The organism is Bordetella genomosp. 6, assembly GCF_002119705.1.
In the GTDB taxonomy this organism is placed as follows: Bacteria; Pseudomonadota; Gammaproteobacteria; order Burkholderiales; family Burkholderiaceae_B; genus Bordetella; species Bordetella bronchiseptica_F.
On record NZ_CP021107.1, the window covers coordinates 4,981,029 to 5,001,011 of the forward strand.

General features: G+C 60.2%; 13 protein-coding genes. 4 read left to right on the forward strand and 9 right to left on the reverse strand.

Annotated features, from left to right (window positions below; all coding sequences use genetic code 11):
* Window positions 1-7: 7 nt before the first annotated feature.
* Window positions 8-1,882 (forward strand): O-antigen biosynthesis protein WlbL, encoded by a 1,875-nt coding sequence (gene wlbL, locus CAL11_RS23455; RefSeq protein ID WP_033465923.1) that lies wholly within the window; start codon window positions 8-10, stop codon window positions 1,880-1,882.
* 32 nt (window positions 1,883-1,914) lie between these two features.
* Here wlbL and CAL11_RS23460 read toward each other — a convergent pair whose 3' ends face one another.
* Both CAL11_RS23460 and CAL11_RS23465 read right to left on the reverse strand, forming a co-directional pair.
* Window positions 1,915-3,021: a glycosyltransferase gene (locus CAL11_RS23460; protein WP_244172881.1), complete on the reverse strand. Its 1,107-nt coding sequence runs from the start codon at window positions 3,019-3,021 to the stop codon at window positions 1,915-1,917.
* Window positions 3,022-3,121: 100 nt separating this feature from the next.
* The gene (locus CAL11_RS23465) at window positions 3,122-4,222 is read right to left on the reverse strand and encodes a glycosyltransferase (RefSeq protein WP_086094415.1); all 1,101 of its coding nucleotides are present in this window, start codon (window positions 4,220-4,222) and stop codon (window positions 3,122-3,124) included.
* A 61-nt stretch (window positions 4,223-4,283) separates the two neighbouring features.
* Here CAL11_RS23465 and asnB (CAL11_RS23470) point away from each other — a divergent pair, with 61 nt between their 5' ends.
* The 3 genes from asnB (CAL11_RS23470) to CAL11_RS23480 all read left to right on the forward strand — a co-directional run bounded on the left by asnB (CAL11_RS23470) (window position 4,284) and on the right by CAL11_RS23480 (window position 8,526).
* The gene (gene asnB / locus CAL11_RS23470; protein WP_086094416.1) at window positions 4,284-6,170 is read left to right on the forward strand and encodes an asparagine synthase (glutamine-hydrolyzing); all 1,887 of its coding nucleotides are present in this window, start codon (window positions 4,284-4,286) and stop codon (window positions 6,168-6,170) included.
* Window positions 6,171-6,333: 163 nt separating this feature from the next.
* Window positions 6,334-7,227: a hypothetical protein gene (locus tag CAL11_RS23475; RefSeq protein ID WP_244172882.1), complete on the forward strand. Its 894-nt coding sequence runs from the start codon at window positions 6,334-6,336 to the stop codon at window positions 7,225-7,227.
* 114 nt (window positions 7,228-7,341) lie between these two features.
* Window positions 7,342-8,526, forward strand: coding sequence for a transglutaminase domain-containing protein (locus CAL11_RS23480; protein WP_086094417.1), 1,185 nt, complete (start codon window positions 7,342-7,344; stop codon window positions 8,524-8,526).
* Between the two features lie 374 nt (window positions 8,527-8,900).
* Here CAL11_RS23480 and CAL11_RS23485 read toward each other — a convergent pair whose 3' ends face one another.
* From CAL11_RS23485 to CAL11_RS23515, 7 genes are all read right to left on the reverse strand, one after another.
* Window positions 8,901-9,974 (reverse strand): SDR family oxidoreductase, encoded by a 1,074-nt coding sequence (locus CAL11_RS23485; RefSeq protein ID WP_086094418.1) that lies wholly within the window; start codon window positions 9,972-9,974, stop codon window positions 8,901-8,903.
* A gap of 4 nt (window positions 9,975-9,978) precedes the next feature.
* Window positions 9,979-10,911 (reverse strand): NAD-dependent epimerase/dehydratase family protein, encoded by a 933-nt coding sequence (locus CAL11_RS23490; protein WP_003818383.1) that lies wholly within the window; start codon window positions 10,909-10,911, stop codon window positions 9,979-9,981.
* Between the two features lie 4 nt (window positions 10,912-10,915).
* The gene (locus CAL11_RS23495; RefSeq protein ID WP_003807090.1) at window positions 10,916-11,857 is read right to left on the reverse strand and encodes an NAD-dependent epimerase/dehydratase family protein; all 942 of its coding nucleotides are present in this window, start codon (window positions 11,855-11,857) and stop codon (window positions 10,916-10,918) included.
* Window positions 11,858-11,885: 28 nt separating this feature from the next.
* The gene (asnB, locus tag CAL11_RS23500; protein WP_086094419.1) at window positions 11,886-13,796 is read right to left on the reverse strand and encodes an asparagine synthase (glutamine-hydrolyzing); all 1,911 of its coding nucleotides are present in this window, start codon (window positions 13,794-13,796) and stop codon (window positions 11,886-11,888) included.
* 100 nt (window positions 13,797-13,896) lie between these two features.
* Window positions 13,897-16,533 carry a glycosyltransferase gene (locus CAL11_RS23505; protein WP_086094420.1) on the reverse strand — a complete coding sequence of 879 codons (2,637 nt, stop codon included), beginning with the start codon at window positions 16,531-16,533 and terminating at the stop codon, window positions 13,897-13,899.
* A gap of 55 nt (window positions 16,534-16,588) precedes the next feature.
* Entirely contained in the window at window positions 16,589-18,967 is a 2,379-nt protein-coding gene (locus CAL11_RS23510) for a hypothetical protein (RefSeq protein WP_244172883.1), read from the reverse strand.
* Between the two features lie 218 nt (window positions 18,968-19,185).
* Window positions 19,186-19,977, reverse strand: coding sequence for an ABC transporter permease (locus CAL11_RS23515; RefSeq protein ID WP_086094422.1), 792 nt, complete (start codon window positions 19,975-19,977; stop codon window positions 19,186-19,188).
* Window positions 19,978-19,983: the final 6 nt, after the last annotated feature.

Sequence of the window (19,983 nt, forward strand, 5' to 3'; positions counted from 1 at the left end):
CGCAGTCATGACTCTCCCCTATGCCATCCGGCGCCTCTTCGTCGACCTGCCGCGACCGTTCAAGCAGATGCTGGCGATCGTGCTGGATGCCGTAATCCTGCTGGGTACTTTCCACCTGGCGCTATGGCTGCGTTTCGAGCTGTTCTTCCTGACCGACCAGTATCTGTTCCTGTCCTTGCTGGCCTGCGCGGGCGGCATTGCGGCCCTGGCGGCGTTCGGCGTCTACCTCTATATCCTGCGCTACATGAGCGAGCGGGTGCTGGCCGCCATCCTGGGGGGAATCGTGGTCTCGGTCATGGTCGTGACCGCCGGGAACACCTTCCTGCAACTGGCCACCATCTCGCGTGGCGTGCTGGTCCTGTATGCCGCGCTCGCCCTGGTGGGCCTGATCGGGGTGCGGCTGATTGCCCGCAAGCTGCTGTTTCCCGCCGACCACCACATGGCCGATCCGCGCACGCCGGTGCTGATCTACGGCGCGGGCGGGGCCGGGTCGCAGCTGGCCATGGCGCTGCGCGCGGGGCCGCATTACCGTCCCGTCGCCATGCTGGACGACGACAAGCGTAAGCACCGCCTGGTCGTCAACGGCCTGCGGGTCTACCCGCCCGAGCAGCTGCCCAAGCTGATCGACCGCCACAACATCCGACAGTTGCTGATCGCGATGCCTTCGGCGCCCCCCAAGCAGATCCGCAGCATCGTCGAGGCCGCCGAGCCGTATCGCCTGCGCATCCGGCTGGTGCCAAGCATGCGCGAACTCATCGACCCCACCAACGGCGTGCGCCTGCGCGACGTACAGGTGGAGGACCTGCTCGGACGCGATCCGGTCGCGCCCATCGACACCCTGCTGGGCCGCTGCGTCACCGACCGGGTCGTCATGGTCACGGGCGCCGGCGGCTCCATCGGTTCCGAACTGTGCCGCCAGATCCTGGCCTTGCGGCCCCGCAAGCTGGTGCTTTTCGAGATCGCCGAACCGGCGCTCTACGCCATCGAACAGGATCTGCGGCAGCGCGTCGGCGAGCGCAACATCGAAATCGCCGGCGTGCTGGGATCGGTGCGCGACGCGGCCCACTGCCTGGCCCAGTTGCAGGAACACGGCGTACAGACCATTTATCACGCCGCCGCGTACAAGCACGTGCCCATCGTCGAGCACAATGTCTCCGAGGGCATACGCACCAATGCCTTCGGCACGCTCAACATGGCTGAAACCGCCATCCAGGCAGGCGTGCTCGATTTCGTCCTGATCTCCACCGACAAGGCCGTGCGCCCCACCAATGTCATGGGCGCCTCCAAGCGCCTGGCCGAACTGATCCTGCAGGCGCACGCGCAGATCCAGGACAAGACCCGCTTCTCGATGGTGCGCTTTGGCAACGTGCTGGGCAGCTCCGGCAGCGTCGTCCCGTTGTTCCGGCGCCAGATCCTGGACGGCGGGCCGATCACGCTCACCCACCCCGAGATCACGCGCTACTTCATGACCATACCCGAAGCCGCGCAACTGGTATTGCAGGCCGGCGCCATGGGCGAATCCGGCTCGGTATTCGTGCTGGACATGGGCGAACCGGTATTGATCCGGGAGCTGGCCGAACGCATGGTGCGCCTGTACGGACTGACGGTAAAGAACTCGGACCAGCCGGATGGCGATATCGAGATCCGCATTACCGGCCTGCGGCCCGGGGAAAAGCTGTATGAAGAACTGCTGATCGGGGAAGACTCCCGCGAAACCCTGCATCCCCGCATCATGCGCGCCACGGAATACAGCCTTCCGTACGAAACCCTCATGGGGCAATTGCGCATGCTCGATCGTTCGCTGCAAATGTGCAGTCCGCGGCAAGCGGCGGAATTGCTGGGCCAGATCGTACGGGAATATGCTTCGGTCACGTACGCCTAGCCAGCCAGGCTTCGCCACCCCCGCGCAAGGCCCTAGAACTCGCCGATAAGGTCGGCCAGGGTCCGGTGATTGGCGCTGGTATTGAAATAGGCCAGCTGGGTCTCGCGAGCCGCCTCGCGCATCGCCTGGTAGCGCTGCGGGTCGTCCAGCAGGTGCAGCATCTCGCGCGCCACGGCGTCCACATCGGGCTGCTCGGGCAGCGTAAGGCCGCCACCGTGGCGCAGCATCTCGGGTATGCCCCCCACGCCCGTGGCCATGACGGGAATGCCGAACGCCATCGCCTCCATGATCGAAACCGGCTGCCCCTCGGACTGGCTCAGGTTCACGAAAAAGCTGACCGGCCGGGTGGCATACCAGCGGCGGATATGCTCGTTGGGGGCCTCGCCGGCAAACTGCACCGACAGATTGGCGGGGCCCGCGAAATCCACGGGCAGACCCGCTTCTTCGCGCCGGCAACCGAAATGCACCCATACCACCTTGACCGACGGTTGAGCCTCGGCCACGGCCGCCGCCAACTGACCGATCAAGGGCAGGCGCTTATTGGGCGTGGGATACGAACAGGAAACCAGCACGATACGGCCCGCTTCCGGGCCGGGGTTCTCGTCCGACTCGTGCGCAACGCCCAGCGGAGAAACCACGGTGCGGCCCACCGAGGCCGGGTAGCGCTGCTCCAGATAGGCACGCGCCTCTTCGGATAGCACCACGACCCGGTCCAGCCGCGGTAGCGTCATTTCACGGTAGGGGATATAACCTTCATTATTGGGGCGATCCTCGTACAAGTCGTAGCCATGCGCACGGGTCAGCCGCCGCGCGTGGGTTCCCGGCAGCAGCGATATGCCAGTCGACTCCCCTTTGAACCAGTATGTGTACAGCACGTCGTAGTCGCGCAATGCCGACTGCATGCGCAACGTGTTGGTCGCCCGCACGCTTTCCTTGAAAAAGTGCCCGAGGTAGCGCAGCCGGCCGCGTCCAAGGCACCGCCAGGCCTCGCGCCAGAAATAACCGCGGAACATCATCCACAGGACCGTAGCGGGTAGCTGCCAAGGGCGGTACAAGTGCGCCAGACGCCGTTCCACCCCTACCCCTTCGGGCAGGTCCGGATCGACCTCGGTCACCTCGCGCACGGGGACGAGCGTCACCTGGTGCCCATACGCCAGCAATGCCCTCAGTTCCGGCAGGATGAACGACCGCTCCCGTGCATAGATGTCGGGGTATCCATTGGTAATCAGCGCAATGCGTCTAACCGGCATGCTGGCGGACTCGCTCAAAGAAATCTAACCGCGCGCACTCCTTGCCCGAAAAACCCAGCCGGGACTCGATGTCCCCGCGATCAGGCAATCTGCCTCGCCATTGCGTCACGAAATTGCGGACGTTCTCAATATTCCGATCAATATTGTCTTCAGTATTGCCTATATTCAACCAATAGGCAGCGCCGTCGAGATCCGGGTCATCATAACCGCCCACCACCGGAATTCCATGCGCCAGATATTCGCGTGTCTTCAACGGCGCGGCCTGCTCCATGCCCTTGCGGTGCAAGGCCAAGGTGCCCAGCGCAACGTCGGTGGTGGCATAGCGGGCCGCCAGGTCTTCGTCGAACAACGCGCCGTGGAAATACAGATTCGGCGGGCCCGCCAGCTTCAGACCAGGAACCACCACGTCAAAATCATATTCAGGCATGAGCGTTGCCAGGCGTACCATCTTGTCCGCTCCCAACCACGGCTGGCCAGGAGAGCCCACCAGCAACAGCCTCGCTCGCGTATTAATCGGCGCGGCGCGCGGCACTGCCGCCGTAAAATCGTAGCCATTACTGATGACCACGCCTTCCGCCTGCGTCGCCGGCACCGTGGCGAGCAATTCCGGCGTGACCGCGATAATACCCCGCGCTTGCCGTGGAAAATACTTTGACGAAATAATTTCCAGCAGATACTTGATTTTCGAACTGGAACGATATTCGTTCCTGGCAATCGAGTTGTATTCGATTATCAGCGGCGCGCCCCGCAGCGCGCGCAACGCCCCCGGCCACCACAGCATTTGCCGAGCATAAATCACGTCAGGCCGCCAGGCTTGTAGGGAGTCGGAGATACGCCCGCTGGACAGCATGGCCCCCACCATCGGACCACCTGGGCGGCGCTGGCAAAGAAACTCAACCTCACCGAGAGCCGACGAGGCCGGCGAACGCAGCACGAAATGCCGCACCTGATTCCCAGCTGCGCGCCAGAAATTTGCCTGGGCAAGTATTTTTTTACCAACGCCCGTCCGGGTGTCCGGCAATTCGAAGGTCAGGTACGCAATTCTCATGTCGCCGCGCCAGCAAAGCCCGGCCATGATAGCATCGCTCACTCAATATACAGGCCCATTTCCTACTCAATGGCCGACATCTCCTTGCTTACGTCCTGAAATCATGTGCGGTGTATTGGGCGCCTGGTGGCGACACCACGACGATCGCGACGACGCGCGCTTTGCCGCCGGACTACGGAAGCTGGCCCACCGGGGCCCCGACGATTGCGGCAGCGAACAGTTTGCAGCGCCCAGCGGACGCCTGTCGCTGGGCCATACCCGGCTGGCGGTCATCGACCTGAGCCCAGCCGGCCACCAACCCATGCATGGCGACGCCGATCGCCTGACCGTCGTATTCAACGGTGAAATCTACAATTACCGGGAACTGCGATCCGAGCTGCAACAAATTGGCGCAATCTTCCGCGGCGACAGCGACACAGAGGTATTGCTCGCAGCCTGGCAACAGTGGGGCGCCGCCGCGCTACGCCGCTTCAAGGGTATGTTCGCCTTCGCGCTGTACGATCGCCGGCAACAGACGCTCACCCTGGCGCGGGATGCCTTCGGCATCAAGCCGATGTACTACCACGCGGCCCCGGAACGCCTGCTGTTCGGTTCGGAATTGCCGGCCGTCCAGGCCCTGCTGCCGCACGCCCCGCGCCTGAACTGGCAACGCGCCTATGACTACCTGGCGTATGGACAGTACGACCAGCCGCCGGATACCTTCATCGCCGGCATCCGACAACTGCCGGCCGGCCACCTGCTGACGCTGGACCTGCGCACGGGCCAGGCGGACGAACCCATGGCGTGGGATACCCCGGCGTCGCAGGAATGCCGGCCCATCGGGTTCCAGGAGGCGGCCGAGGAACTGCGCGCCCGCTTCCTGGACAATGTCCGCCTGCACTTGCGCAGCGACGTCCCGATCGGGGCGGCGCTGTCCGGCGGTATCGACTCGTCGGCCATCGTATGTGCCATGCGCTGGCTGGAACCTGACCTGCCCATCCAGACGTTCAGCTTCATCTCCGGCGATACGCGTCGCTCGGAAGAGCGCTGGGTCGACCTGGTGAACCAGCATTGCGGCGCTACCGGCCACAAGATACATATTGCCCCGCACGAACTGCTGGACGATCTGGACGACCTCATCCGCGTGCAGGGCGAACCCGTGGGCAGCACCAGCATCTACGCCCAGTACCGGGTTTTCAAACTGGCGCGCGAACATGGCGTCGTCGTGACCCTGGATGGCCAGGGCGCGGACGAACTGCTGGGCGGGTACGGCGGATACCCGACCGAGCGTCTCGCCAGCCTTCTGGAGACCGGCCGCCTTGGCGCCGCCGCCAGACTGCTGAGGCAGCAAGGCCGCGGCGCGGCCGCCCGCCTGGCGCAGGCCGCCGCCCTGGCCGCCGGCAGCCGCCACTTGGCCAACCTGCGGCATGCCACGGGAAGACAACACGCTCCCTCATGGCTGGATGCGCGGGTCTTGCGCGACCATGGCGTGATCATGCGCGAACCCGTGCATGCCTGGGCAGCCGCCACGCCCCGGCGCGGGCGCCGCCTCGCCAACGAACTGGCGCATTCGCTGTATCACCGCGGCCTGGGCGCCCTGCTGCGGCATGGCGACAGGAACTCCATGCGCTTCTCCGTCGAAAGCCGCGTGCCCTTTCTCACCCAGGATCTGGCGGAATTCTCCCTTGGCCTTCCGGAACGCTACCTCGTCTCTGACGACGGCCAGACCAAGCACATTTTCCGCAAGGCAATGCGTGGGATTGTTCCGGATTTGATCCTGGATAGGGATGATAAAATCGGCTTCGCGACCCCTGAGCAACAGTGGATGCAGGCTACAGCGCCCCAGATGCGCCAATGGCTGGTGGACGCCGCGGACATTCCATTTCTGCGCAACGCCGAAGTCACGACGCAGTTCGACGCCATGATCGCCGGCGCAACGCCGTTTTCCTGGCAGGCATGGCGCTGGGTGAATTTCCAGCGGTGGATGCAGCACGCCGCGGTTTTGTCCTAAGGCAAGTACGGCTGCACAGCGACGGGCAGCCGGCGAAAAACCGGTGTCTTCGCATCGAACGCAAGGGAACGGCGCTGATGCCTGCTCATACGCCGCCAAGGCAGAGGATTTCGTTGTCGAATCCATGCACAAGTTCGCCGAATAAAGCGAAATAGGAGGAGACATGAAACTGCAAAAACTCACCCCATCCAGCCAACCTGCCATTGTTGTGGCAACAATTATCGCCGTGGGGCTTCTGCTGATGGGCCTTCTGACCGCACCGGCCCTTGAGGCGCAAGACGACCGCTCAGGCCAGGGTTCCAGCCGTTCCATGAAAACGCTGACCGTCGACACGGCAGGGTTGAGCTGTATGACCCCGGAGTTGGTTCGGCAAATCAAAACCGATCTCCCCAATATCACCGACGCCTATAATGAGTGCCGTGCCGAAATCATCGAGCGCACCAAGAATATGGAACTCGACGATCTGGGCCATCGGGTGGTTTTCGCCACTATCGCCACAAACGCTTCGGCACCTTTTGGGAGCTTCTCCGCCTATAAGCTACCCGATCTGCTGACGGCGCCCTCTTTGACCTCGGACAATTATCTGCTGTTGCTCGGCAACTATCTGGACGCTCTGCACGTGACCCCCAGGCGAGGCCAAATGCGAATGCTAGGCTTTGACGGCGGCGCGGCGGGCAATTATGCGCAAGGGATGATCAGCCTCGCGGGAACCAGTTTGCTGCTCGACCCCACCGTCGGGATGGTAGTGAAAATCGGATTCGACGATTTGTTGAGTGGTCACCGGGCCGCAGCGCGCGACTTCGTAATCGCCTATATGCACGACGACCCCGGCATTACCGCCGTGATGAAAAGAATCTCCAACTCTGTCTACAATGGCCTGTACAAGCCATCCGATTTGTTGTATTACTTTTTTAGCCCCGAATATTTCATGGCCTTCAATGGAATTATTCCCGCTACTCAACTAAGAAATACATACCCGCCACTCTTGCGGTTCCCTACCCCGGGCGCAGCTTCGCTGGCAAAAGCCCAAGCTCAGCACAAGCAGGCAACTCCCTAGCTAATGCGACGGACATTGAGCAGCCTGTATTAGTGGCGTGCTTGGCGTTGACGATCAGGATCATTTCTAGGCTTAAAGAGCGTCGGTCTCAACGCTCTCAATACTGTATCTACCATGAATCGCAAGAGCTACACCATCGGCTTGCTGCTGACTCTACTGGTCTGTTCCGGTTTCGGCGGCTACGCTGTTCAACGCGCCACATCAGCAACGCCCGCCGCATCCGATTCCACGGCGCCGGCCACCACGGCTGAATCCACTGCCTCCGATGGTGTGCACACCGGCGCTCCCCTACCGGGGCCCGGACTTGCCATGCCTTCAGGTTATGACGGCAGTCGGCTCCCCTGTACTCAGAAGGAATCGATGGAACGCTACGCTTGTCTGATCAGAACTGCGGGCGAAGGTGCAGCCAACGTTACGCCCGGAGGCAAGAGCGAACCAGGCAGCATCACGCCTCTGGCACAGATGTTTGTGGTAACGGAAGCGATGAACCTTATCCGCACACTGGCCAGCAGCGCACGCTACAGCTGGAATCAAAGCACGCTAGGCGCAGATTTCATCAAGCCCAACATGTCCCAGCAGGAAATTTGCCTGGACGGTGGCTTTGGCATTTGCGGCAACCATCAATACCTCTTTCTCGAGTTCATGCAACGCCTCGGCATAGAGGCCAGATCGGTAGGATTCTGGTACACAGACCCCAATTCCAATAGCAGAGCCAGTCATGCAGCGGCGGAGGTATTCATTGACAAGAAATGGCGCTATGTAGACATTACCTGGGGTTCGCTATGGCTCGCGAAACAAAATGATTTACTGTCGGCCATCTCGTTGGACGAGGTTCTGGCCGGCAAAGGTCATCGGTTTACTGGAACCACGGATGTCTGGTATATCGCGCAACGAATGGTCAAATACGACCCCTTCATCTACATGAAAGGTCGCGACCTGCAGATAACGCGAGATGGAGGGGGTTTACTTCAAATAAGGCTGGCTGACCAAGCAGAGAAATTTGCGCACATGCCGAATTATGTGGGCACCGTCCCGGAACGCGCCCCGCTGGAAATGCAGGTCTCATCGAGCCGCAAAAACGCTGAACTGCAGGTCAGTATTTCGGGCATGGCAGGCTGTACGCAGTCGTATCTACAGATCGGCGACGAGAAGTTCGATATTCGCCCCGGTACCATACGTACCAATACGTTCCAACAGCAGGATCGTATTTCGATCGATGGCCCCGATCCACATTGTTACGTTGTCCTCTCGTCGATCGAGTCAGTACGATCGGTGAAACGCGCTAGCGCCCAGCACTAGGTCGGCCAGGGCCACTCCTGCATGAACCCCGTCTATCTGCGAAGAGCAGGAAGCGCGACGGTTCGGGTAGGGCCGGGCCTCCTACCCATCGCCAAGTCGACGTTGCCAGCGCCGCTCTGGGTGAGACTTTGTGCGCCGCTTTACGTCAGCAAGATGGGACCGGCCTCCACACAATTTGCCCGCGTGGCGCCTTCCGGTCGTCGTTCATTCGTCTCCCCGGCAACCCAGCATCCAAAGCAGCTTATCCCTGAGCGCCAGATCATTGATGCGCCCCCGGACCCAGGCCATCATGGCATGCCTCCTCTTTCTTGAGAAGACCATGCTGAGTTTGCCGGGCCGGGAACTGTTCGGGCTCCGGAGTCTATCCCGGACTCTTACTTGCCGTAAGCGGCCAACTCCGAATTATGCTTCTGCATAATCCGTTCGATTATGGCCAAGTTAGCCTTGGTCCACTCAATGGTCCTGCGCAGGCCCTCGTCAATTGACACCTCGGCGGCAAAACCCAACTCACGACGCGCCTTCTCCGGGCTGCCAAAACGCTTGCCCGAATTATCCCAGGGACGCTTCGGCAGACGATCCAGCTCCGTTTCATTCCCGGTAATCTCATTGATCTTGGCAGCCAGATCCGCAATGCTGGTTTCCTTGCCGCTGGCGATGTTGTAGACACCGCCCGGCGTGCCGTCCGCCGCACAGGCGATCAACCCGTTGGCCACGTCCTCGACGAAAATGAAGTCGCGAGTCGCCACGCCGCCGTTCTCCAACGGCAAGGGCATTCCCTTGAGAGCCTTGTAGACAAAGGTCGGCGTCACGTTGCGCCACACCGTGGCGGGCGTGCCGCGCCAGCGGCCCGCACCCAGGATTTCTCCCGGACCGTACACATTCTGGAAGCGCGCGCGCACCGTCGGCAATTGGTGCTGCTTGTGATAATAGACGGAGTAGAACTCGCCGAAAATCTTCGACATCGAATACGGGCTGTCGTTGTTGTGCAGCGACACTATGTCGGTTTCTTCGGTTGCCTTGGCGTCGTCGAAGGTCTTCTCCGCGATCGAACAACCCGCGGCCGAATACACGACTTTCTTCAAGCGCTTGAAATGCTTCAAGCGCTCATACAGCTTCAGCGTCGTCAGCGTGTTGTTCTCATGATCGGCCAGCGGATCATGGATGGAACTCTGATTGCCATGATAGGTCGCGAGGTGGAACACGTAGTCGTATTCGTCCTGCAGCGACACGAGCAGGGCATCGTCGGTAATGGACGTTTCGGAGAAGCGCACGGCGGGGTGATCCGGCACATTGATTTTCTCGGCCGACAGCAAATTGTCGACGACGTGCACCTGGTTCACACCCAGCTCGAGCAGGCGTTTGACCAGATTGCTTCCCACGAAGCCGGCGCCGCCGACGACCATGACGTTGGTATTGGCTAATTTCGATGCATTCATGATGACTGGCAACTCTTCAGGTCTTGGGCGCGGACAGATGGCTGAAAATGTCCGTCACACCATATTTGTCGTACCAGGCCAGTTGCCCGGTAATCGTGTCCTTGAAATCGACCTTGGCCTTCCAGCCGAATTCGGCTTCGGTCCTGGAAGGATCGAGGACCACGCTGGGCACGTCATCGGCCCCGGGAGGAACGACAGGCACGGGCTCCGCCAAGGTAGCGCCGACATAGTCCAGCACAACGTCGAACACTTCCTTGATCGAATGCCCTTCACCCGTCGATACGTTGAAAACGCCCGTCGGCCGGCCCTCTTCCAGGCTCAGGTCGGCAATCGCCAGGAAATCCGACATATCGAGGAAGTCGCGCACCGTATCGCTGCAGAAACACTTCTGCCCCGCCTTCAGGCGCTTGTAGAAGGTCGGGATCGGGCCAATGGCAAGGCGCGGCCCGGTGACGTTGGCCAGGCGCAGCGACACCACGGGCACGTCGCTCATCATCAGGAACGCTTCACCTGCCGTCTTGGAAATGCCGTAGCTGGTAAAGGGGGCCGTCGGGCTGTCGATCGGAATCGGTACCGTCGCCGGGCGTCCGTAGCACAGCGCGGTCTGGAAATTCAACAGGCGCTTCACGCCGGCCTTCGATGCCGCCTTGGCCACGTTGATCGTGCCCTGCACATTGGTCGCGGCGTCCTCGGCCCAGTCGTCGGGATCCTTGTACGCGGCCGCGCTGTGCACGACATGCGTCGGCTTGAACGAATCGAACGCGCGTTCGAGCAAGCCGGCGTCCGTGACCGAGCCTTCGATGACGCTCAATCCGGCCACGGGCGGCAGAACCTCCCGCTTGCCGGTCGCGAAGTTGTCGATGACCAGGATTTCGTGGCCCTGCGGCAACCAGTGCTCGATCAGGTTCGAGCCCAGGCAACCCGCGCCTCCGGTGATCAGAATACGCATGGGATCACTTGTTCTCGTTGATCTTCAAATGGGTGTAGCCGCCCGAAACACCATACTCGCGAAAATACGCCACAGCGGCGGCGACGGTCTCTTTGAGCGGCGTGAACTCGATCTTGCCGAAGTCCTGGATGGTGCGCGACGGATCCAGCAGGATCGACGGCGCATCGTCCGGCCCCAGCTCGCGGATCTCGGGTTCCGGATAGGACGGCAGGGCCATTGCCTCGACGACGGCGTCGTACAGTTCCTTGATGGCGACGTCGGTGCCCGACGAGAAATGATAGGCGCCGTGCCCGACGCCGTCGACGGCACGCACCGTCGCGCGGGCCAGGTCCTTGACGAAGACGAAATCACGGCGGGCCTTGGTCACGAAGCACTTCTTGCCTTCGGACAGGCGCTGGAAGAAGATCGGCAGCGGGCCGCTGACGTTGCGCGGACCGACCACGTTGGCCAGGCGGAAAGTCACGAAATCCAGGCCCGAATACTCCAGATAATCCTCGTTCGCCGACTTGGAGATCGCATAGCTGCTGTTGGCCGGGTTGCGCGGATGATCCAGGCGCACCGGCTGCTGGATCGGCTTGACGCCGTAGCACAGGGCGGTCTGGAAATACACGAAGCGGCCGACATTGTTCTTCTTCGCCGCTTGAACGACGTTCGAACCGCCGACGCAATTGGTCAGCGTATCGTTGTACCAATCGTCGGGATCCTTGTACGACGCGGCGGTATGCACGACTGCGTCGGGCTGCAGGTCGCCGATCAGCTGGTTGACCAGGGCGTGGTCGGCAATCGACCCTTCGACGAACGTGAGATTGGGATGGTCCTTGAGGTGCTCGCGACGGCCGGTGGCGAAATTATCGATCCCAACCACCTTGTCGCCACGCTCGAGCAGGAGCTCCGCGATGTGCGAGCCGATCTGGCCGCAAATACCCGTAATAAATACTTTCTTCATGACTGTGCCTCAATGCTTGATTTGTTGCCTAGATTGTTTGCCTGTGTACATCATGGAACTGCTGTTGCCAAAGTTCCAGGCTCAGGAATGCCCAGATATTGCGACTGAACAGCCCCTCTTGCTCCATCATTTTCTCGATATCGAAACCGGGAGCCAAATAGGCGCGGCTGCGCGCATTCTGGCTCCGGAACGTGTCAAGAATGAACTCGCGCGCTTTGCCGCCTTTGCGCATCCAGACTTGCAGCGGAACGGGGAATCCCATCTTGTCCTTGCGCTCACGGATCGCCTGGGGAAGCATATCCTGGAAAGCGACGCGCAGCAGGCGCTTCAATTCGCCGTTCTGGAATTTCACATTGGCGGGCACCGTCGCGACCAATTCGATCAGCTTGTGATCAAGGAACGGCACGCGCGACTCGATGCCGTGCGCCATGCTCATCCGGTCTTCTACCTGCAGCAAGGCTGGCAGCAGCGTCTTGAAATCGAAATGGGTGATCGAATCGAAGTATGATTCCTTGCCGACATTCTTGCCCCAGAATATCTGCTTGAAATCATCGAACGAGGATGCGATACCCTCGAACATCCCCCAGTTGACGACGTTTCCGAAGGTATTGGAGCGGTTGATCAGACGATAATAGCGCTTGTCCCGTGAATCAAAAATCCCCTCAGCCATGAACTCCTGAATCAGGGGCTTGTAATTGCGCAGCGTACGCAGATTTGGAATGATGGATTCATAGGTGACGATGTAATTGCCGTTGTGCATGGTGCCGTCCAAGGCACCCTTGATGCATTGTTCCCAGTATGCGATCAGATACCGGGCATAACCCCCGAACATCTCGTCGCTGCCCTGTCCGCCCAATACCACCTTGACATGATCCTTGACCAGGCGTGACACAGCGTATTGGGGGAACGAACCAGGCCCGGCCACCGGCTGGTCAAGGTGATAAATTACCTTCGCGATATCGTTGACGAAGTCGTCTTCGGTGATGTCCACCTGATGCAACAGGATATCGTGCTCGTCCGCCAGGGCCTGCGCATAACGAGACTCGTCGAAGGCGTCGCCCAGAGCGAATTTCCCCGTAAATCCCTGGAAACGGGAGCTCCTACGCCCATGACGCGCCATCGCCGCGACAAGGCTCGAATCGACACCACCACTGATATAGGCGCCAACCTCGACGTCGCTGCGCATGTGCATATCGACCGAATGCTGCAGCTTCTCTCGCACCTGTTCGACGAAATACTTTTCGGTATGATCCCAGTCGAGATCGTATTGCACTTCCCAGTATTGCCGCTGTTTCAGTTCCAGGTCGCGCCCAACATAGCCGCAGTGTGCCGGTTTGAGCTGGCGCACACCAGCAAATAGCGTCTTCTCACCCAGACAGAACTGAAAGGCAAAATAGTCATGCAGCGCATTGGCATCAGTCTCGACGCGATTCAGGAACGGCGTCAGCGCTTTGACCTCCGATCCAAAATAGAACCCGCCCTGGACACAGGCATAGTAGAAAGGTTTGATGCCGAAGCGATCGCGCGCCACGAACATCTCACCGCGCTTCGCATCCCAGATCGCGAAGGCGAACATACCCTCCAGACGATCCACGCAGCGTTCGCCCCACTTCTCGTACGCACGCAGAATGACTTCAGTATCCGAGGTAGTCTCGAAACTGTCCTCACCGAGTTCTCGACGCAATTCTATATAGTTATAGATTTCGCCGTTATACGTTATGACGTTACCCGAATTGCCGCGCATGGGTTGCGCGCCCGACACCAGGTCGATAATAGACAGACGCACATGTGCCAAGCCCAATCGCCCCTGCGGGTCTATCCATGTGCCATGCCCGTCGGGGCCTCGATGCTGCTGGCGTGCTATACCTACTTGAAGCTGTTGTTCGATCGCACTGACCGACTTCCCCTGGTGCCAAAGAGCGCCGAATATTCCGCACATATATTGTCAATAAGGCTGATTGTCTGAAAATAGCTTGCCAGCCCTTTCAGGCCACGGCAGGCACGAGTGTAGCAAGTCGTCCGATCCTGTAAGGCAGCGGCTAGCCGCGAAACCTGGCGATCAATTTCAACAGCATTGGCTTCAACGCCGACTTGGCCGGCGTCGGTAACATCCCCCACAAGCGGGACAGGGTGCGCTTCCAGACCTGGCGAGGATCGACACCAGCGCCAACTCCGTCCCCAATACCGGCCACATTGATACTGAACGACTCATGCTTTCCTGGCAGGGCCGACAGAGATGCCAACGCAGTGTACAGCGGCGCGCTTACCGCCTCCCAGTGGAAATGCTGCCGGAAGTATCGCCGGCCACACTCGCCCTCGCGCTGTCTCAATTGGGAGTCGACAGCGTAATGGTCGATGACGCGCACCAGTTCGTCACCGTGCGCAAAATCCACAACGCTTCCACACCCCGCCAGGGAAATCTCCTGCGCCACGAACTCCAACCTATTGGCCAATATGGGCAAGCCCGCCGCCATATACTGCGACAGCTTGTTTGGACTGCAATATTTGCTGTTCAACGTAGTCGGCTCGTACGGCACCAGCCCGACATCCGCCTGCGCTGCTGCCGCGACCAATGCGTTTTCGGCAACAGCCTCGGGAAAGAATATCCGGGTACCCAGCAAGCCTGTCCGCTCGGCCAACCGCTCCAGTTCGCGCTTATAGGGCCGGTCCGGTCCGCGCAATTGCAGGATCGCACTCGGATGGGTACGGCCCCACGCCTCGATGAGCAACGCCAGCCCCCTGCCGGGCATGAAGTTCCCCTGAAACAGAAACACGCACTCGTCCCTTGGCGCATGGTGCGGCGCCGCCTCCGTTGCGGCCTGGAGTGGCTCGCAGTTGGGCACCGCCTCGAAGGAATGGCCATAAAAATTCGACATGTGCGCGGCCAGTTGAGGCGACACCGAAATCGACTTGTCCACTTCCGACAGCAGGCGACGCTCGAGGCGCTGCCACAATGCAACCTCCCAGGGCGCCGTGGCAGGTCCCAGTGAAGTAGGCCAGAACTCGTGCGCGTCGTACAGGACCGGGATGCCATACAGCCGCTTGAGCACGACAGCGGCGATCAAGGAGTCGAAATCTGCAGCGACTATTGCCGAGTATCCGGACGCATTCATTGCGGCAGCAATAAGCGCCTGGCTCGTACGGCGCAAATAACTGCACATCCAGTTGAACTCATAGGCCCGCTCAGCGGTCACACCGCCGTCCACCAGCACGTTCAACTGGGCTTGCGACATCTGCTCCAGCATCCGCAAGCGGCAAAGGACATCCAATCCGGCCCCCTGCTCATCCTGCATCAATGCCAACCGCTCCCAGTCGGCGCCAGTGCCCCTGGGCTGCGTGATTTCCAACCCGCCCTGCGCGCGTTGGCGGACAAGGGGAACGGCGATATCGTCCGCCACCCCCATCACATGCACGCGAATGCCGGCAGGCGCGAAATCGGCAACCCAGCCTATCCGTGGGTCGGCGGCGGGCGGATGCGCACACAGCAACAACACGTTGTCACGCCCGTCAGCCGGCACGCGCCGAGTAGGCGCCGCGCGGTTCGGCTTGCGCTCCAACGCCTCGGCCACAGCCTGATCCAACTCCCCGATGAAATGCTTCATCGAATAGATCGGATTGGCGATAATTTCGTCATAGACGCGATCGACGATTTCACCCCGTAGCCGTGGATCGAGCACATACTCGCACACCTGCTGGAAATTACCGAGATCCTTGCGCAGCGGCACGAAATGCTTCCACGGCTGGAGAATGTCGGAATAGCGGCCTTCGTACATGACCTGCAATGTACGGGCAGCGCCCGCCTCGAAGTGGCGCGGCGATATCTGGTTGTAGTAGACGTTTCCTTCGTAGGGCTCCAGCTGCTGCAGAACCCATTCACTGTACTTGTGTTCGTCCGTGAAATCGCCGCGACGCTGCTCCAACTCGCCGCACAATTTCTCGACCGCACCATCGAAGTCGAAGATGCTGGCTCCTGATTCAACACCCAGCGTGCTCTTCGATCTAGCGAGGAAGCGAAACCAGTCTTCGCCCATGAGCCGGTCTTCCCAGCGACTCGAAATATCCGTTTTCAGGCCGGTGCCTTGCGCGGCATGCAAGACCTCGTCGCCGATGCGGCGCTTGTCGTATGCCAGCCGGCCAAAATACAGCGGCTGCAACGAGCCACGATAAGAAATATCGATGTCGCGTTCAACTCCGGTCGTCGTCCGGGCACGCAGCTTCGGCGTCACGTATCCGGTATACATCTGCCGAAAAACGACCCGGTCGCCAACCACGTCAGGAGGATATACCTTGGCACGTTCCTGCGCGTCCACACAGGTGAACACCAGATCGAAAGCGCGGCTGCCGATGAACTCGGCCACCGCAAGGGTGCGATATTGCTCATCCTGCTTGAAGATTATCTTCACGCCCTCATACTGACTCAATGCCGGAACAAACTGGCGGTCTATCGACTCGAGGTTGGCAGGATTGTAGGAAATCGTGTTGTGAATAATGACGCCATCATAGGCCTCCAGACGATATCCTTCACCGCGCGTCAGGGCGGAGGCGGCGCCAAAGAGATTCAGGATATCGACGTGGAAGGCCGAATACGCCTTGACGTACCCGATGTTGTCGAGAACGGTTTCGATCCCATTTGGATCGTAGTAGCAGACGAGCAGCAAACGTTCCACGCGTCTCATCGCGCCATCCTCCCGCGTGGCGCGCCATCGAGTTCAGCTTGGCCTTCGCACATGCTCAGCGCCCCATCAAGCGGGTTTTAACGGCACGTACGCCACGTACGACCTGGCGACGGAAGGCCGCCGGCATCGGGATGCGATGCCATACCCTCCTTGCCAATGCAATGCTGCGACGGTAAGCCGCCCCGGCATATCGCCGCGGCTGTGCGCGCAAGTATGCGCGCCGGGCCGCTTTGCGTTCGGCAAGCATGATTTGCGCCCAATTCCCCATGGCGGTGGACATATGTCCAGCCAGTTGCTCGCGCTGCAGGCTACCTGACAGAATGGAAGTGGACAGGCACCAGCCGGACGTGCCGGAGGGCATGATCACATGGGCAGCGCCGTGCCGGTCTGTAGCCAGTACCGGCGCCGCATAAATGCGGGCGCGCGGCCCGCACAGCCACCGTTGCTCGATATCCGCGTCCACCCCTTCCACGAAACTGCGGTACGAGTATCTCCCGCTGGCCACGATGTCCTCATAGGCCCGCTCCGTCATCCTTTCCAGGAAATCCAGGTCCTGCAGGCGCGCGAAGACTTCATCGATATTGGCGTAGTCCTGGCTCAGCGCAATATAGTGCACGCCGGGCGTCAGCGCGCCAGAGTATTCCCCTTCGAACAGGACCAATGCCGTTCGCAAACGAATCGCCTCGAATATCTTGGGCGAAATCTGGTTCATGCGGATATTCCGCTCCAGCGGCTCGAGCAACTCGTTATAGAGTTCCGCGAATGGCAGATCGGGATTCTGCGCGAGACGCCGTTCTATCTCGCTGCGCACATTGCCATCGAAATCAAAGACGTTGGATCCGCTTTCCGTACCCAGCGTTGCGCGCGCCGAACCCAGGAAGCGATACCAGTCCGTACCGTAGATTCGCTTTGTATCGTCGACCTCGATATCGACCGGCAACCCGCGCTCTTGCGCCAATGCCTTCACGTCCACACCTATCCGATACTTTTGCCATCCCAGGCTGCCATAGAAATATGGCAACATTCGGCCGCGATATGCCACCAGGATCTCGCGCTCACGCAGAGGAAGCAGGTACTGACCCAGCGATGGATCCTCGGGCACGTAGCCCGTCAGGGTAGACAGGAACTCGGTCCGGTGGAAGTCGCTGGCGGGGTAGACATATTCGCGGCCAGCCGGCGGCACGCAGGTATAGACCATGTCGAGAGCCAGGCGCTTGATCCAGGCCTTCGCCGTATTGGTCGTATCGTATTCATCCTGGATGAAGAGGACCTTCAGCCCGGTGAAGCGCCGGATTCGCAGCGCCATGGGCTCGGGCAAATAATCCTTCAACGACAGGCGAACGGCATAATGAATGATGACCACATCGAAAACCGACAGGTCGATCTCCGCCGCCAGGCGCCGATCCTGCTCGGGCGACTGTCGAGTCACCGGGAGATAGAATATGTTGTGGCGGGAATATTTCTGAAAAGAACCCAGGTGCTCTTCGACGGTTCCAATATGCGTCCAACGATCGTCGTACAACACAAGAATGTTCAGGCGGTGATCGAGAGGCCGCCGCAACAATGCCAGGTAGGCGTCCTCCACCATTGCGCCAAGCACCGCGCCATGGCTTGTCGCATCCAGCAACGAGGAGCCGGGCTCCTGATCGGCACCTGCCTCCGCCCGCCCTTCCGCCAACGAGCTATGCAGCGCCGCCACCCACGCCTGCGCCTGCAACTGGCACTCACCCTCGGCCCTATCCAGGACTGGCAGCCCGGCCGCTTCATATAAAGCCCGTGCAGCCCTCCGACGCGACGTCCAACGAGCGTCCATGTTGAAAGGCAGGATGCCAGCCATGGCATCCGCACACTGCGCGCCAAAATCCGCAGCGCTCGGCGTTGGCGTATGTGACACATTGTCATGCGCAACCAATCCCCGCCAAGCCGGCAGTTGATCATCGGCGGCGCCGCAAAAAACGAATTTCCAGTCGGGCAGCAGATGCACCAATTGATGCAAGAGTTCATAGTCGAGCGCGTCGTCGATCGGGCCATGGTAAAGAACCGATCTCGACGGTACTGCCTCCTGCGGTACGCTCAGATATTGACCGAAATTCGACCCGTAGGCATCCGCCAATACCTCGATACGACCCGCATACTCCCCATACCGGCGATAGGTGGCCGCTACGTGCTCATCGGTCGCGACAAGCAGATGCACATAACGGGGCATAGCCTGGCGGAACAAGGTCGCCGCCTCACGAAGCGCGACCGTCGCGCCAGCGCCTACCGCAACGCCTCCCCCGCTCGCGCGATAGACCGTCATCGCGTTGGGCCAGCAATCCAACAGTTCCAGATAAGCGCGACAATCTTCCAGCCAGAACAAGGGGCGCCGGATAGAGTGCTCATGCAAGGCTTCAGTCAACCGATCGACCGCTTCGTGCGTCGGCTGAGCAGTCATGGCAACGACCTCTATGCCGCCAGACATTCGTAGCGGCCCGGTTGGCGTAACCGAGCCTGGCTCCACGACCACTACCGGCAACTGCCCGGCGAAATGCTGCGCTCTGACGTACCGCGGATCCAGCGGGTCCTCCCGCCAGGGCTGATCCGTAAGGATGATGACCGCATCGAAATGCCGGGCCAGACCAGATGCGCGGGCCTCCGTATATCTGGCTACCGTCACAACGCCCCCTCGAAATTGCCCTTTACGCGGCGGAATGCCTTCATGCCGCTATAGAAAATAACCAACGAAAGCCCGAACACATAGGCCAATCCCCATGCAGACGGGCTGGCATGATGAATCAACGGCTGCCGATAACCTTCAACGATGATATAGAGCGGATTGAACTCGGATACCCGGCGCACCACTTGCGGCATCATGTCCAGTGCGTAGAAGACCGGTGTCGCAAACATCAGGACCGTCAGCACGCTGGGCAACACGAAGCTGATATCCCGCACGAAAACCGTGATCGCCGACAACCACAGTGCAATGGCCGCGATGAAGAAAAACTGCAACAGGATAACCAGTGGAATCCAGGCAACATGCCAACTCGGCATCGAGCCATCCGCGACCAGCAAAATCGTCAGAAACACGAGGCTGACCGTCAACGGCACGACCCCCGTCGCCACGGCTGCCAACGGCAGAATTTCCGTCTTGAAGGCGAGATTCTTTACCAGGCCCGATGCCGAAACCACGGACATGGTTCCGGCCATCAATGCCTCCGACAGGGCGATCCAGGGGCCGTAACCGCTGATCAACCACGTCACATATGCCAGTGTCGTATCCGCACCTGGCAGTTTTGCCTTGTAGACGAAGCCAAATACGAAGGTGAAGATGCCAAGCATGCACAGCGGATTGGCAATCGCCCATACGCTGCCCAACCGCGAACCGAGATACTTGTCGCGGACGTTGAGCACAAAAAAGTTGTATATCAGGCCGATATCTCGCCGTTCCAGACCAAATATTCTCATGACAAG

Coding starts and splice junctions, on each gene's coding strand:
- wlbL (WP_033465923.1), top strand. CDS start 8: ATGACTCTCCCCTATGCCATCCGGCGCCTCTTCGTCGACCTGCCGCGA.
- asnB (WP_086094416.1), top strand. CDS start 4,284: ATGTGCGGTGTATTGGGCGCCTGGTGGCGACACCACGACGATCGCGAC.
- CAL11_RS23475 (WP_244172882.1), top strand. CDS start 6,334: ATGAAACTGCAAAAACTCACCCCATCCAGCCAACCTGCCATTGTTGTG.
- CAL11_RS23480 (WP_086094417.1), top strand. CDS start 7,342: ATGAATCGCAAGAGCTACACCATCGGCTTGCTGCTGACTCTACTGGTC.
- CAL11_RS23490 (WP_003818383.1), bottom strand. CDS start 10,911: ATGCGTATTCTGATCACCGGAGGCGCGGGTTGCCTGGGCTCGAACCTG.
- CAL11_RS23495 (WP_003807090.1), bottom strand. CDS start 11,857: ATGAAGAAAGTATTTATTACGGGTATTTGCGGCCAGATCGGCTCGCAC.
- asnB (WP_086094419.1), bottom strand. CDS start 13,796: ATGTGCGGAATATTCGGCGCTCTTTGGCACCAGGGGAAGTCGGTCAGT.
- CAL11_RS23505 (WP_086094420.1), bottom strand. CDS start 16,533: ATGAGACGCGTGGAACGTTTGCTGCTCGTCTGCTACTACGATCCAAAT.
- CAL11_RS23510 (WP_244172883.1), bottom strand. CDS start 18,967: ATGACTGCTCAGCCGACGCACGAAGCGGTCGATCGGTTGACTGAAGCC.
- CAL11_RS23515 (WP_086094422.1), bottom strand. CDS start 19,977: ATGAGAATATTTGGTCTGGAACGGCGAGATATCGGCCTGATATACAAC.